The sequence below is a fragment of the Planomonospora algeriensis genome (assembly GCF_977012225.1).
The window spans coordinates 1-13,215 of record NZ_CDRNDK010000154.1; the positions used below are offsets into that span (position 1 = coordinate 1).

Genomic DNA, 13,215 nt, shown 5'->3' on the forward strand with positions numbered 1-13,215 from the left:
GACCGGCCGGTGCGCACCGGCCGGTCTCTTCGCACGTGTGCCCGGACCTCCGTGCGGAGCATCCGGAGAACCCGCTGCCGCCTGAGGGCCCGTCCAGACGCGCGACCGCGGCGTCCGGACCTCCGTACGGACCTCCGTACGGAGCCCCGGCTCCTACCGGGTGAGGTCCTGCGTGACGCCCCGGACCACGCCGGTCACCGAGTCGAGCGTTCCGGCGGCCGCCTCGCCGCTCTGCGCGCTGCGGTTGCCCAGCAGCGGCGAGAGCTCGTCGATGGAGGCCGAGCGGGTGACCGGCTCGACCGCGCCCACGAGCGGACCGGCCTCGGCCGGGGCCAGGCCGCCCACGAGCGGGGCGACGGTGCCCGCCCGCTCGGCTCCCTGCGGGACCGCCTGGTTCAGCCCGTCCACCAGGCCCTCGACCCGCGGCCGCTGGTGGGTGAGGCCCTCGGCGCCCTCCACCGTCCCCTGGACGTTCTCCACCGCGCGCGCTCCAGAATGGCTCAGCCCGTTCGTCGCGCCGACGAGGTGCCCGGCGCTGTCGGTGGTCCCGGCCAGCGGTCCCGCCTCACCGGTGACGCTCCGCAGCGGGGCGCCGCCCTGGGTCAGGTGCTCGGCGGGGACGCCCAGCAGCCGCTCGACGGCGGCCGAGGCCTTCCCGAACACGCCGTCGGCGGCCGACGGCGCGCCCTGCCCGCCCGCCCAGGCCGTCCAGCCCGCCCAGCGCCACCCCGGCCGAGAAGAACGCGAACACGGGCACGGCCACCCCGGCCGAGATGGGGCGGAACCGGTGCTCGAAGTGCTCGGCCAGCCCCGGACCGGCTTCCGGGCCGCCGGCCGCGTGGCCGCGCAGCACCGGTACGGCGAAGCCCAGCAGCACCCCGGCGACGGTGGCGTGCACGCCCGAGGCGTGCACCAGCGCCCAGCCGGCCGCGGCCAGCGGCAGCAGCAGCCACCACGAGCGCACCCGGCGCTGCACCAGCACGGTGAAGGCCGCCAGCGGCACCAGCGCCGCGGCCAGCGGGACCGGCGCCAGGTGGTCGGTGTAGAACAGCGCGATGATGACGATGGCCACCAGGTCGTCGACCACCGCCAAGGTGAGCAGGAAGGTGCGCAGCGCCGTCGGCAGGAACCGCCCGATGACCGCGAGCACGGCCAGGGCGAAGGCGATGTCGGTGGCGGTGGGGATCGCCCATCCCTTGCCCGCGCCCGCCACGTCCCGGGTGACGAGCAGGTACAGCACCGCCGGGACGATCACCCCGCCGAGTGCGGCCGCGATCGGGACCGCGGCCCGCCGCGCGTCGCGCAGGTCACCGGCGACGAACTCGCGTTTGAGCTCCAGCCCGGCCACGAAGAAGAAGATCGCCAGCAGGCCGTCGCCGGCCCAGCCGGCCAGGGAGAGGTTCAGATGCAGGGCCTCGGGCCCGACGCGCAGATCGCGCAGCGCCTCGTAGGCGCCGGCCCACGGGGAGTTGGCCCAGATCATCGCCGCCATCGCCGCGGCCAGCAGCAGCGCCCCGCCGACGGTCTCCTTGCGCAGGATGTCGGCGATGCGGCGGGCCTCGCCCCACGATCCCCGGCCCAGCAGGACGGGTCGGCGCGGCGGGACGGGGTGCGTCATGAAGTGCTCCGGGTTTCGGGTACGGGTGAGACGTTGCCGACCAGACTTCCCGGCGCACCGAATGCCACTTTACCGATCGGCCGGCAGGGACGCGTCGGGCGGGTGCGCGGCCCGGCCGCCCGCGGCGGGCCCCGCCCGCTCCAGCCTGGGCTGCGCCAACCTCGCCCACGGCTTCGCCGCCGCCGGGATCGACAAGCCCGCGCTGCGCGCGAACGTCAGGCCCGGCGTGGCGATCGTGTCGAGCTACAACGACATGCTCTCGGCGCACCAGCCGTACGAGACCTACCCGGCGGTCCTCAAGGCCGCCGTCCGTACGGCGGGCGGCGTCGCCCAGTTCGCCGGCGGGGTGCCCGCGATGTGCGACGGCATCACGCAGGGCCGTCCCGGCATGGAGCTCTCGCTCTACAGCCGCGAGGTCATCGCGATGGCCACCGCGATCGCGCTCTCCCACGACATGTTCGACTCCACCCTCATGCTGGGCGTCTGCGACAAGATCGTGCCCGGCCTGCTGATCGGCGCGCTGCACTTCGGCCACCTGCCCGCGGTGTTCGTGCCCGCCGGGCCGATGACCTCCGGCCTGCCCAACAAGGTCAAGGCCCGCACCCGGCAGCTGTTCGCCGAGGGCAAGGTCGGCAAGGACGAGCTGCTGGACGCCGAGTCGCAGTCCTACCACTCCCCCGGCACCTGCACGTTCTACGGCACCGCCAACTCCAACCAGGTCATGGTCGAGGTCATGGGCCTGCACCTGCCGGGCGCGACGTTCGTCAACCCGCGCACGGAGCTGCGCGAGGCCCTGACGAAGGCGGCGGGCCGGCGGGCGGTGGAGATCACCGCGCACGGCGACGAGTACACCCCGGTCGGGAAGGTCGTCGACGAGAAGGCGATCGTCAACGCCTGCGTGGCGCTGCTGGCCACCGGCGGCTCGACCAACCACACCATGCACATCGTCGCCATCGCGGCGGCGGCGGGGATCGAGCTGCTCTGGGACGACCTGGCCGCCCTGTCGAAGGCCGTGCCGCTGCTGACCCGGATGTACCCCAACGGCCAGGCGGACGTGAACCACTTCCAGGCCGCGGGCGGCATGCAGGTGCTCATCGGCGACCTGCTCGACGCCGGGCTGCTCCACCGCGACGTGCTGACCGTCGCCGGGCACGGACTCGACCACTACCGCTCGGCGCCTGAGCTGAAGGCGGTCTCAGAAGCCGGCATGAGATCGCAGGACACCACCGGCGAGCTGGTCTGGACCGAGCGCACCGAGGGCAGCGGCGACCTGGACGTGCTGCGTCCGGTGAGCGACCCGTTCTCGCCCGACGGCGGCACCCTCATGCTCGACGGCAACCTGGGCCGCGCGGTCATCAAGGTCTCGGCCGTCAAGCCCGAGCACCTGGTGGTCGAGGCCCCGGCGAAGGTCTTCGACGACCAGCTGGAGCTGCTGCGCGCCTTCGAGGCGGGCGAGCTGGACGGGCAGGACTTCGTGGCGGTCATCCGCTACCAGGGCCCGAGCGCGAACGGCATGCCCGAGCTGCACAAGCTCACCCCGCCGCTCTCGGTCCTGCTGGACCGCGGCCAGCGGGTGGCGATCGTCACCGACGGCCGCATGTCGGGGGCGTCGGGCAAGGTCCCGGCCGCCATCCACCTGTCGCCCGAGGCCGCCCACGGCGGTCCGATCGCGCTGGTCCAGGAGGGCGACCCGATCCGCCTCGACTCCGCGGCGGGCACCCTGGAGCTGCTGGTGCCGGCCGAGGAACTGGCCGCCCGCACCCCGCAGGGCGCCCCGCTGACCGACGCCCAGTGGGTCGGTACCGGCCGCGAGCTGTTCGCCGCCTTCCGCGCCGCGGCGGCCCGCCGAGCGCGGCGCGGGCATCTTCGCCCTCAACGGCCGCGCCGAGAGCCTCGCCCGGTCCGCCGCGGGCGCCCCGGCGGTCGGGACCGCCGGGAACACCGGGACCGCCGGGAACACCGACACCGGGGACGTCCAGGACGCCGGGAAGGCCGTTCCGTCCGACGGAGGGGACGCATGAGCCACCCCTGGCTCGTCGCCGACATCGGCGGCACCAACGCCCGGTTCGGGCTGGTCACCGAGCCCGGTGGCAAGCCGGAGTCGGTGGCCGTGCTGGCCGGCAGGGACCACGACGGGCTCCCCGAAGCCGTAGCCGCCTATCTCGCAGACCACGCGGGCGGAGTTCGGCCGGGAGCGGCCTGTCTGGCGATCGCGGGCCCGGTGGACGGCGACCGCTACCGGCTGACCAACGCCGGGTGGTCAGGTTCGGTGCGCGATCTGGGGATCCCGCACGTCGAGCTGCTCAACGACTTCGAGGCGCTGGCCGCGTCGCTGCCGCACCTGGCCGGCGACGACCTGGTCTCCTTCGGCGGACCCGAGCCGTCGCGCGGGGTCAAGGCGGTGCTCGGCCCGGGGACCGGTCTCGGCGTCGCGGGCCTGGTCCCCGTGGCGGAGGGGTGGATCCCCCTGCCCGGCGAGGGCGGGCACGTGACCGTGCCGGTCCTGGACGAGCGGGACCGCGAGATCGTCCGGGCGCTGCACTCCGAGGGGGCCCGCCACGTGGTGGCCGAGCACCTGCTGTCGGGACCGGGCCTGACCCGGCTGCACCGCGCCCTGGCGCTGGTGCGCGGCGTGGACGCGCCGCGCCTGGCCCCCGCGGACATCGTGGACCGGCTCGACGACTCGCTCTGCGCGGAGACCGTCGACGTCTTCTGCGGCCTGCTCGGCACCTTCGCCGGGAACGTCGCGCTGACGATGGGCGCCCGCGGCGGCGTCTATCTCGGCGGCGGCGTGCTGCCCCGTATCGTGGACCGGGTGCTGGCCAGCGACTTCCGCCGCAGGTTCGAGGCCACCCCGACCCTTGACGACTACCTGTCCGCCATCGCCACCACGCTGATCGTGGCTCCGCAGCCCGCCCTCACCGGCGCGGCGGCCTGGCTGGCCCAGCGCCTGGCGAACACGTCCAACCTGGAGTACGCATGAGTCTGCTCGACATCGCCCCGGTGGTCCCGGTCGTCGTGATCGACGACCTGGAGACCGCGGTCCCCCTGGCCCGCGCCCTGGTGTCGGGCGGCCTGCCGGTCATCGAGGTCACCCTCCGCACCCCCGCCGCGCTGGAGGCGATCCGGCGGATCGCCGCCGAGGTGCCCGAGGCCGTGATCGGCGCGGGGACCGTCAGGACCGCGCGCGACGTCGCCGCCTCGGTGGAGGCCGGGTCGAAGTTCCTGGTCAGCCCGGGCAGCACGGCCGCGCTGGTGGACGCCATGGAGGGCAGCGGTGTGCCGTTCCTGCCGGGCGTGGCGACCGCGTCGGAGGTCATGACGCTGGCCGAGCGCGGGCTGACCGAGATGAAGTTCTTCCCGGCCGAGGCCGCGGGCGGCCTGCCGTACCTGAAGTCGCTGGGCGGGCCCCTGCCCGACGTGCGGTTCTGCCCGACGGGCGGGATCAAGCTCGCGACGGCTCCCGACTATCTCGCGCTGCCGAACGTCGGCTGCGTGGGCGGGACCTGGCTCACCCCGGCCGACGCGCTCGCCTCGGGCGACTACGCCCGGATCGAGAAGCTCGCCGCCGAGGCCGCCGCGCTCCGCCCGGCCGCCTGACCGGCGGTCACGGGCCGTCCCCCGGCGTCACCGCGATCGCGGTGACGCCGGTTCAGCGGTTCAGCGGATCTCTCGGCGGCGCTGGCACTCCACGCACAGCCGCGCCAGCGGCCTGGCCTTCAACCGCTCGAAGGGGATCGCGGAACCGCAGCCGTCGCACCTGCCGTAGGTCAGTCCGGCGAGGCCCTCCAGGGCGTCGCGCACGACGGCGGCGTTCCGCTCCGCGGAGACGAGGTCGGCGAGCAGTTCCGCCTTCTCCGAGACCTCCACCGCGTCGTCGTTCACCGCGGCCTCCAGTTCGGCCAGCCGCTTGTTCCACCGGAACAGCTGCTCTTCCAGTTCCTCCCGGATGGTACCGAGCTGGACGCTGCTGAGATGGGTCCCGACGGTCATGTCACTTCCTCCCGCCGTCGCAGGCGGCGCAGTGGCGGGTGTGCGGGATGCTCCGCAGCCGCTCCAGCGCGATGAACCTCGCGCAACTGCCGCAGGTGCCGTAGACCCCGAAGTCCAGCCGCTCGATCGCCGCCTCGATCTCGGCGACGGCCGTCCTGGCGCGCTCGGCGCGCCCCCAGGCCAGCGGGACCGGCTCGTCCCCGGTCGGCCGCTCCGGCACCTGTCCGCCCTCGGTGAGGGACCTCCACTCCTCCCGCGCGGCGGTGAGCCGCTCGTGCAGGAGCCCGCGCAGCTCCTCCAGCTGCGCGGTGTGCCGCTGGTACTCGCCCAGCAGCCTGCTCGCCGATCTGATGTCACCCATGACGACACCGACTCCTTGCATGTCTCGCTGACGGATCGGGCCGGTCGCGGCCCGTCACCGTGAGATCCGATCCCGGCCGGCGGCGGGCGCGCGGAACCGCGCGAGACGCACAGCCGGGAGACCCCGGTCGAGGCCGCATGAGGCGGGCCCGACGGAGGTCTGGGAAGAAGGGCGGAAGAGGCTAGGGCAGCGGTGGGCTGCGCGGGGTGACGACCCGGCGGGCGCAGCGCCGGAAACCCGTCACCGGGCCGGCGCCCAGCAGGGCGAGCGGGAGCAGGACGAGGAGCGCGGCGGGTTCTCCCACGGCGGGCAGGGAACGCAGCTGTCCCGGCGTCGGCAGGTGCTCGGCCCCGCCCGCCAGCACCCTCGGGGCGGTCGACTGGTGCGTCCCGCCGGTGTGGGGGATCTGCAGGCTGGTCCCGGCCTCGGCGGAGAAGCGGCCGGTGGACCAGGAGGAGGGGGCGATCGCGTAGAAGAGGACCACGAAGACGAGGCCCACCACGGCCGCTAGGGCAGTGGGCCTGCGTGTGCCCCACCGCGGTTCCCTCATCGTCCTCTGACCATAGCTCAACTCCCCGCGAAAAGGGGCACTCCACGCAGGCCGCCGGGCTCCGGCGGCCTCGGCCGGACCCGGCACGCCCGATCGGACCCGGCGGTGCCGACCGGACCCGGCACGCCCGGCCGGACTCAGCGCACCCTGCCGGACCCGGCGGGGCCGCGGAGGGGGAGGGATCAGCCGGGGTAGTCGGTCTCCGCGAGGATGCGGTGGAGGATCTCGGCCGTCTCGGCCGGCTGTCCGGCCTCCACGCTCAGCCGGTTCATGACGTACCGGTAGCGCGAGGTGTCGGCCTCCTTGTCCAGGTAGACGGCGCCGGAGAGCTGCTCCAGGTAGACCACGTCGGGCAGTTCTCCCTCCGGGAAGCGCAGGATCGTGATCGGCCCGGAGGTCTCGGCGTGGCCGATGGCGCCGAACGGCATGATCTGGACGGTGACGTGGGGCAGTTCGGCGAGCTCGATGAGGCGCTCGATCTGGGCCCGCATCGTCGCGCGTCCCCCGACGAGGCGGCGCAGCGCCACCTCGTCGATGACCGCCCAGAACCTGGGCGGGTCGGGCCGGTGCAGCAGCCGCTGCCGCCGCATCCGCAGCGCGACCCGGCGCTCGATCTCCTCGGCCGGGGCGTCCCTGTGGCCGGAGCCGATCACCGCGCGGGCATAGTCCTCGGTCTGCAGCAGGCCGGGGACGAACTGGAGCTGGTAGGTGCGGATGACGCAGGCGGCCTGCTCCAGGTCGAGGTAGGCGTCGAACCAGTGGGGGACCGCGTCGCCGTACTCGTGCCACCAGCCCGGCGCGCCGGCCCGGACCGCCAGTGCGAGCAGGGTCTCCCGCTCGGCCTCGTCGGTGACGCCGTAGAGGGTGAGCAGGTCGGCCACGTCACGCTGCTTGAACCCGGTCCGGCCCAGTTCCAGCCGGCTGATCTTGGAGTCGGAGGCCCGGATCGCCCTGCCCGCCTCCTCGCGGGTGATCCCGCACGCCGTGCGGAGCCGGCGCAGGTGCGCGCCCACCACCATCCGCAGGACCGTGGGGCCCGCCTGCCCGTGACCGGAGGCGTGCTCCTCGGTGTGGTCGCCTACCGACGGAACTGTACGCAAGCCCGCTCCCTCCACGGCAAACCGCCCCACTCGACCGGGTCAAGTTTTCCACGTCCGCGCGGCCGCGTCAGCCGTACCGCACAGGATCGGGACGACCCGCACGAGCCGGGACCGCGGACCGGCGCCCGGGGCCGCGGCGGCACCGGTATCGGCGCACGCGCATCCGCCGAGGCCGCCGGTCGTTTATCCGCACATGGACGCGCCCCGGCACGCATGATGGGAGGACGTCCCCCGACCCCCTTGTGAGGTGCACGCGATGGCCGCCACCCCGGCCTGCCCGCCGTCCGTCCGGAACCTGGCCTATCCGGCCGGTTCCCTGGTGCTGCTCACCGGGCTGCCCGGCGCGGGCAAGAGCACCCTGCTGGACCGGCTGTACGGCCTGCGCGGCGACGAGACGGGGCCGGTGGCCGCAGGCGGCGCACAGGTGATCGACTCCCGCCAGTCCCGCGCCTGGTGGGCGCCCCGCCTCTCCTCGCTGCCCGTCCGGCTGCGCACCCCGGTCGTGCACACCACCCACATGGCCCGCATCGTCCGCGCCCTGCTCGCCGGTCACGCCGTCGTCGCGCACAGCCGGGGCACCTGGCCGCACATCCTGTACGGCCTGGCCTGGATCGCCCGCCTGAACGGCACCGGCCTGCACCTGGTCATGCTCGACGTCGAGCCCGAGACCGCCCGCGAGGGGCAGGTCACCCGGGGGCGGGTGGTGACCGGCCCGCTCTTCGCCCGGCACTGCCGCCGCTGGCGGATACTGGTCGCCCGGGCCCGTACCACCGGCTCCCTGCCTCCGGCGGCGAGCGTCACGATCCTGGACCGTCCCGCGGCCGATCTGCTCCGGGCCATCCGCTTCGACGGGCCCTGATCCCCGTTCCGGGCGGCACCGGCCCGCCCGGAACCCGTCCCCGTCCCGTCGGCCGCCACCGGCCCGCCCGCGGCCCGTCCCCGGTCCCGTCCCGTCGACCGGTACAGGTACCGCGGCACCGGCCGGTGATCCTCCCGGCGGGGAGGTTTCTCTCCGGCTGACAGTGGTATGGCCTTCTAACGGAAGCGACAAAAGCGACAATCGGGGAGAAAAGTCATGATCACCTTGGAGCAGATCAACACAGTGATCAACCAGACCGTCTATGACACCAACGGCGACAAGATCGGGGACGTCAAGCACGTCTACCTCGACGACGCCACCGGCCGCCCCGAGTGGCTCTGCGTGAAGACGGGCATGTTCGGCACCAAGGAGACCTTCGTCCCGACGCAGGCCGCGGACGTCGTCTCCGACCACATCGAGGTCTCCTTCGACAAGGACCGCATCAAGCACGCCCCCAACGTGGACGTGGACGCCGGCGGCCACCTGTCCGCCGAGGAGGAGCGCGAGCTGTACCGCTACTACGACATCGACTGGGAGCGTTCCTGGCAGGACGCCAACCGGCCGGGCGAGAGCGGCTGGGCGCACACCGGCGGCGAGCGCGAGCGCGAGCGCCTGGGCCTCACCGAGGACGAGCGCCGCGGCGCGGGCGGGACCCCGGGCGCGGACCTGCGCGGCGACGAGTCCCTCGGCCGCTCCGCGACGGGGCGCGACGACCTCTCCGGCGAAGAGTCCTTCGGCCGCCGCCGGGACGACGCGATGACCCGCTCGGAGGAGCGACTCCACGTCGGCACCGAGAGCCACGAGACCGGCCGGGCGCGGCTGCGCAAGTACGTGGTGACCGAGGAGCAGCAGGTGAACGTCCCGGTGAGCCACGAGGAGGTCCGCCTGGAGCGCGAGCCCATCACCGACGCCAACCGGGGCGACGCGCTGAGCGGACCGGAGCTCAGCGAGGACGAGCACGAGGTGACGCTGCACGAGGAGCGGGCGACGGTGGAGAAGGACACCGTCCCGGTCGAGCGGGTCCGCCTGACCAAGGACCGGGTCACCGACGAGGAGACGGTCTCGGAGCAGGTCCGCAAGGAGCGCATCGACTTCGAGGGCGACGAGGGCGACGAGCCCGGCACGGGCCGCCGCGGCCGGCCCTCCTACTGAGGCGCACCAGGCGGAGTCCTCACCCCTGGGCGGTCCCTCGCGCGACCCTCGCGGAGGACCGCCCCGGAGGTCCTCGCCGGCGCCCTCGCGATCGCAGGACCCTCCCGCAACGGCAGGACGCCCCCACGCAGCCGCGGCACGCCCGCACGATCGCAGGACCCTCCCGCAACGGCGGGGCGCCCTCACAGCGGCAGGACGCCACCCGGCTTCAGCGCTTTCATCGCGATCTGCGAGGTGAGCTTGTCCAGGCCGGGCAGGCGTCCCAGCCGCTCCAGGCGGAGCCGGCTGTACGCCTCCATGTCGGGCACCGCGACCCGCAGCACGTAGTCGGGGTGGCCGAACATGCGCAGGCACTCGACGACGTCGTCGATCTCCAGGACGGCGGCCTCGAAGGCGGTGACCGTCTCGGCGTCCTGGCCCTGCAGCTCCACGTAGGCGAGGACCTGGAAGCCCCGCCCCACCGCGGCCGGGTCGACCACGGCCCGGTAACCGGTGATCACCCCGGTCTCCTCCAGGTTCCGGACCCGGCGCAGGCAGGGGGAGGGTGTCAGGCGCACCCGGTCGGCCAGCTCCAGGTTGCTCAGCCGACCCTCCGCCTGCAGGTGGCTGAGAATTGCGCGATCTGTGGCGTCCATGGCGAATCATGCTAATAGAGGCGTGAGTCACCGCGAATATTGGCATCGGATTCCGGTCCCCCTGACATAACCTTGCCGCAATCCAAGCGGGGCCGACAGACGGGACCACCAGCATGACGATCTTCGCCGAGTCACGCGAGATCACTCCCGACGACCGGTACCTCCTCGACGAGGGCCAGGTCTTCATGACCGGCACGCAGGCACTGGTCCGGGTGATCCTCGACCAGATGCGCGCCGACCGCCGCGCCGGACTCGACACCGGGACGATGGTGTCCGGTTATCCCGGTTCCCCGCTCGGGGGCTTCGACCTGGAGCTGGCCCGCTCCCGCGCGCACGCCGAGCCGCTCGGCGTGGTGCACCGCCCCGGCCAGAACGAGGAGCTGGGCGCCACCGCCGTCTGGGGCAGCCAGCTCGTACCCACCCTCCCCCGCCCGCGCAAGGCCGGCGTGCTGGGCGTCTGGTACGGCAAGGCCCCCGGCGTGGACCGCGCGGCCGACGCCCTCCGGCACGGCAACTTCGTCGGCGCCCACCCGCTGGGCGGCCTGATCGCCCTCTGCGGCGACGACCCGACGTGCAAGTCCTCCACCCTGCCCTCCGCCACCGAGAGCGCGCTCGCGGCCCTCGGCATGCCGATCGTCCACCCCGGCAGCGTCCAGGAGCTGCTCGACCTGGGCCGCCACGCCATCGCGGCCTCGCGGGCGAGCGGCCTGTGGGTCGCGGTGAAGGCCGTCTCCAACGTCGTGGACGGCACCGCCACCGTGAGCGTCGGGCATGACCGGGTCGTCCCGGTCATGCCCGGCGCCGGCGACGGCAGCGGAAACGGCGCCGGATACGGCGTCGAATACGAGGGCAGGCCGTACCGGCACATGCCGAACGGCACGCTGCTCACCCCGTGGTCGCTGGAGATGGAGCGCACCCTGGTCGGCCCGCGCACGGAGCTGGCCCGCGCCTACGCCCGCGAGAACGGCCTCAACCGGATCACCGCCGACCCCGCGGGCGCCCGGTTCGGCATCGCCGCCTCCGGCACCGCCTACCACGACGTGCGCGAGGGCTTCCGCAAGCTCGGCATCACCCCCGAGGAGGCCGGCGTCCGGCTGCTGAAGATCGGCATGCTCTGGCCGCTGGAACCGGAGATCGTCCGGACCTTCGCCCGCGGCCTGGACGAGATCATGGTCGTGGAGGAGAAGGCGCCCCTGCTGGAGACCCTGATCAAGGACGTCCTGTACGGCACCGCGGACGCCCCGCGCGTCCTGGGCAAACTCGACGAGAACGGCGCCCGGCTGATCCCGCAGGCGGGCGGCGTGGACGCCGACCTGGCCGCCAAGGCGATCGCCTTCCGGCTGCGCCGCAGGGGCGTCGCCACCGAGCAGGACCCCTCCGACCTCGGCGACCGGGTGGCCCGGAGCCTGGCGGTGATCTCCCGTCCGGAGCCGCTGAAGCTGCTCGCCGCCCAGCGCACCCCGTTCTTCTGCTCCGGCTGCCCGCACAACCGCTCCACCGCCGTCCCGGACGGCGCGCCCGTCGGCGCGGGCATCGGCTGCCACACGATGGTGGTGCTCAACCCCGAGGGCAAGGGCACGCTCACCGGCCTGACCCAGATGGGCGGCGAGGGCACCCAGTGGATCGGCCAGGCGCCGTTCACCGACACCCCGCACATCTTCCAGAACCTCGGCGACGGCACCTTCCACCACTCCGGCTCGCTCGCGGTCCGGGCCGCGGTCGGCGCGGGCGTCAACATCACCTACAAGATCCTCTACAACAGCGCGGTCGCGATGACCGGCGGGCAGACCATCCAGCCGTCCCTGGCGGTGGCCGACCTGACCCGCTGGCTGGAGGTCGAGGGCGTGCGCCGGGTGATCGTCACCACCGACGAGCCCCGGCGCTACCGGGGCGTCAGGCTGGCGAAGATCGCCGAGGTGCGCGACCGGAGCGCTCTGGAGGACGCACAGCGCGAGCTGGCCGCGATCCCGGGCGTGACCGTGCTGGTCCACGACCAGCAGTGCGCCGCCGAGAAGCGCCGGCTGCGCAAGAAGGGCGCGCTGCCCGACCCGGCCCGGCGAGTGGTGATCAACCAGCGGGTCTGCGAGGGCTGCGGCGACTGCGCGAAGAAGTCGGAGTGCCTGTCGGTGCTGCCGGTGGAGACCGAGTTCGGCCGCAAGACCGAGATCCACCAGTCGTCCTGCAACAAGGACTACTCCTGCGTCGAGGGCGACTGCCCGTCCTTCCTGACGGTGGTGCCCGCGAAGGGGAAGGCGAAGCGGCGCGCCGTACCCGCTCCCCCGGCCCTGCCCGAGCCCGAGGCCCGCACCGGCGAGACCACCATCCGCCTGGTCGGCATCGGCGGCACCGGCGTGGTCTCGGTCGCCCAGATCCTCGGCACCGCCGCCCTCCTGGACGGCAAGCGGTCCCGGGGTCTCGACCAGACCGGCCTGGCGCAGAAGGGCGGCACCGTCGTCTCCGACATCGTCATCTACGGCGGCGGGGACTCCGGAGAGGGCGGGGAGGACGGGGAGAGGTCCGGCCGGGCGAGCGCGGCCAGCGTGGACGCCTACCTGGCGCTGGACCTGATCGGCGCCACCGACCCCCGCCACCTGCGCGCCGCCGACCGCGACCGGACCGTGGCCGTGGTCTCCACCAGCCTGGTCCCGACCGGCTCCATGGTGCTCGACCCGGCGACGAACCTGACCGACACCGCCTCGCCGATCGGCGCGCTGGAGGCGCGGACCCGCCGTGAGCTGAACGTCTACCTCGACGCCGAGCAGGTCGCCCAGGCGCTGTTCGGCGACCACATGCCGGCCAACACCATCGTGGTCGGCGCGGCCTGGCAGCGCGGGCTCATCCCGCTCAGCCTCCAGGCGATCGAGCGGGCCATCCGGACGGGCGGCGGCCGGTCGGCCGAGAAGACCGTGGCCGCCTTCCACTGGGGGCCGGGCGGTCGTCGCCGACC

The 13,215-nt window shown here is 73.9% G+C and carries 12 protein-coding genes and 1 pseudogene; 6 read left to right on the top strand and 7 right to left on the bottom strand.

What is annotated here, in order from left to right:
* Positions 1–153: 153 nt before the first annotated feature.
* Together ACWJ6R_RS17435 and ACWJ6R_RS17440 are read right to left on the bottom strand one after the other, a co-directional pair.
* On the bottom strand, positions 154–663 hold the full coding sequence (locus ACWJ6R_RS17435; protein WP_449063231.1) for a hypothetical protein: 510 nt from the start codon (positions 661–663) through the stop codon (positions 154–156).
* Complete coding sequence (locus ACWJ6R_RS17440; protein ID WP_449063232.1) at positions 566–1,618, bottom strand: Na+/H+ antiporter NhaA; 1,053 nt, start codon at positions 1,616–1,618, stop codon at positions 566–568. The genes ACWJ6R_RS17435 and ACWJ6R_RS17440 overlap by 98 nt, the downstream gene beginning before the upstream one ends.
* A gap of 61 nt (positions 1,619–1,679) precedes the next feature.
* On the opposite strand from ACWJ6R_RS17440, the pseudogene edd reads away from it, so the two are divergent.
* The 3 genes and pseudogenes from edd to eda all read left to right on the top strand — a co-directional run bounded on the left by edd (position 1,680) and on the right by eda (position 5,218).
* Positions 1,680–3,639, top strand: a pseudogene (edd, locus tag ACWJ6R_RS17445) (phosphogluconate dehydratase).
* The gene (gene glk, locus ACWJ6R_RS17450; RefSeq protein WP_449063233.1) at positions 3,636–4,601 is read left to right on the top strand and encodes a glucokinase; all 966 of its coding nucleotides are present in this window, start codon (positions 3,636–3,638) and stop codon (positions 4,599–4,601) included. Before edd ends, glk begins: the two are co-directional and overlap by 4 nt.
* Positions 4,598–5,218 (top strand): bifunctional 4-hydroxy-2-oxoglutarate aldolase/2-dehydro-3-deoxy-phosphogluconate aldolase, encoded by a 621-nt coding sequence (gene eda, locus ACWJ6R_RS17455; protein WP_191898292.1) that lies wholly within the window; start codon positions 4,598–4,600, stop codon positions 5,216–5,218. Before glk ends, eda begins: the two co-directional genes overlap by 4 nt.
* A 60-nt stretch (positions 5,219–5,278) precedes the next feature.
* Here eda and ACWJ6R_RS17460 read toward each other — a convergent pair whose 3' ends face one another.
* From ACWJ6R_RS17460 to ACWJ6R_RS17475, 4 genes are all read right to left on the bottom strand, one after another.
* Complete coding sequence (locus tag ACWJ6R_RS17460; protein ID WP_449063234.1) at positions 5,279–5,611, bottom strand: TraR/DksA family transcriptional regulator; 333 nt, start codon at positions 5,609–5,611, stop codon at positions 5,279–5,281.
* Position 5,612: 1 nt separating this feature from the next.
* Complete coding sequence (locus ACWJ6R_RS17465) at positions 5,613–5,972, bottom strand: TraR/DksA family transcriptional regulator (RefSeq protein ID WP_449063235.1); 360 nt, start codon at positions 5,970–5,972, stop codon at positions 5,613–5,615.
* A gap of 181 nt (positions 5,973–6,153) precedes the next feature.
* Positions 6,154–6,474, bottom strand: a complete 321-nt coding sequence (locus ACWJ6R_RS17470) for a hypothetical protein (RefSeq protein ID WP_449063236.1) — start codon at positions 6,472–6,474, stop codon at positions 6,154–6,156.
* A gap of 230 nt (positions 6,475–6,704) precedes the next feature.
* Positions 6,705–7,541, bottom strand: a complete 837-nt coding sequence (locus ACWJ6R_RS17475) for a helix-turn-helix domain-containing protein (RefSeq protein ID WP_449063241.1) — start codon at positions 7,539–7,541, stop codon at positions 6,705–6,707.
* A 337-nt stretch (positions 7,542–7,878) separates the two neighbouring features.
* Here ACWJ6R_RS17475 and ACWJ6R_RS17480 point away from each other — a divergent pair, with 337 nt between their 5' ends.
* Positions 7,879–8,481: an ATP-binding cassette domain-containing protein gene (locus ACWJ6R_RS17480; protein WP_449063237.1), complete on the top strand. Its 603-nt coding sequence runs from the start codon at positions 7,879–7,881 to the stop codon at positions 8,479–8,481.
* Positions 8,482–8,697: 216 nt separating this feature from the next.
* The gene (locus ACWJ6R_RS17485) at positions 8,698–9,633 is read left to right on the top strand and encodes a DUF2382 domain-containing protein (RefSeq protein ID WP_449063238.1); all 936 of its coding nucleotides are present in this window, start codon (positions 8,698–8,700) and stop codon (positions 9,631–9,633) included.
* A 182-nt stretch (positions 9,634–9,815) separates the two neighbouring features.
* Here the strand turns inward: ACWJ6R_RS17485 and ACWJ6R_RS17490 are convergent, their stop codons facing one another.
* Complete coding sequence (locus ACWJ6R_RS17490; RefSeq protein WP_449063239.1) at positions 9,816–10,268, bottom strand: Lrp/AsnC family transcriptional regulator; 453 nt, start codon at positions 10,266–10,268, stop codon at positions 9,816–9,818.
* Positions 10,269–10,381: 113 nt separating this feature from the next.
* On the opposite strand from ACWJ6R_RS17490, the gene ACWJ6R_RS17495 reads away from it, so the two are divergent.
* A partial coding sequence (locus ACWJ6R_RS17495; RefSeq protein ID WP_449063240.1) for an indolepyruvate ferredoxin oxidoreductase family protein occupies positions 10,382–13,215 on the top strand: 2,834 nt, incomplete at its 3' end.

Coding starts and splice junctions, on each gene's coding strand:
- ACWJ6R_RS17440 (WP_449063232.1), bottom strand. CDS start 1,618: ATGACGCACCCCGTCCCGCCGCGCCGACCCGTCCTGCTGGGCCGGGGA.
- glk (WP_449063233.1), top strand. CDS start 3,636: ATGAGCCACCCCTGGCTCGTCGCCGACATCGGCGGCACCAACGCCCGG.
- eda (WP_191898292.1), top strand. CDS start 4,598: ATGAGTCTGCTCGACATCGCCCCGGTGGTCCCGGTCGTCGTGATCGAC.
- ACWJ6R_RS17460 (WP_449063234.1), bottom strand. CDS start 5,611: ATGACCGTCGGGACCCATCTCAGCAGCGTCCAGCTCGGTACCATCCGG.
- ACWJ6R_RS17465 (WP_449063235.1), bottom strand. CDS start 5,972: ATGGGTGACATCAGATCGGCGAGCAGGCTGCTGGGCGAGTACCAGCGG.
- ACWJ6R_RS17475 (WP_449063241.1), bottom strand. CDS start 7,541: ATGGTGGTGGGCGCGCACCTGCGCCGGCTCCGCACGGCGTGCGGGATC.
- ACWJ6R_RS17480 (WP_449063237.1), top strand. CDS start 7,879: ATGGCCGCCACCCCGGCCTGCCCGCCGTCCGTCCGGAACCTGGCCTAT.
- ACWJ6R_RS17485 (WP_449063238.1), top strand. CDS start 8,698: ATGATCACCTTGGAGCAGATCAACACAGTGATCAACCAGACCGTCTAT.
- ACWJ6R_RS17490 (WP_449063239.1), bottom strand. CDS start 10,268: ATGGACGCCACAGATCGCGCAATTCTCAGCCACCTGCAGGCGGAGGGT.